The 310-nt window shown below is 53.9% G+C and carries 1 protein-coding gene; it reads right to left on the minus strand.

Going from position 1 to position 310, the window contains the following annotated elements; all coding sequences use genetic code 11:
- The coding region (locus ACLJR2_RS23770) for a recombinase RecT (protein ID WP_219828192.1) at positions 1–310 on the minus strand (310 nt) is incomplete at both ends.

The following is a 310-nucleotide window of genomic DNA, read 5'->3' on the forward strand; positions in this document are numbered from 1 at the left end:
ACCGTTTTTATCGCGTGTGATTTCCTGTGTCCTGGTGCAGCGCTCCCAGTCACCCCCATAGCGGTAATGAAAACGGCCATGAATGGCACTGGAGCTTGCGATTACTGCGTTGACCAGTTGTGCCTCGTAACCAAGAACACCGTTAACCAGGTGTGTTTTCTGCGCCACAGCGTAAGGGTTCATGCCCCATTGCATAGCCTGCATGACGATTGCCATACAGTCGGCTGGTTTCCCTGCAAGGTGTGCCGGTACCGTCACCTGTGAGTCTGCCATCAGGTTAGCGAAAGCTGTTAACTGACCCAGTGCCTGA

It is taken from the genome of Salmonella sp. SAL03688 (assembly GCF_046551895.1).
Taxonomy (GTDB): domain Bacteria; phylum Pseudomonadota; class Gammaproteobacteria; order Enterobacterales; family Enterobacteriaceae; genus Salmonella; species Salmonella enterica.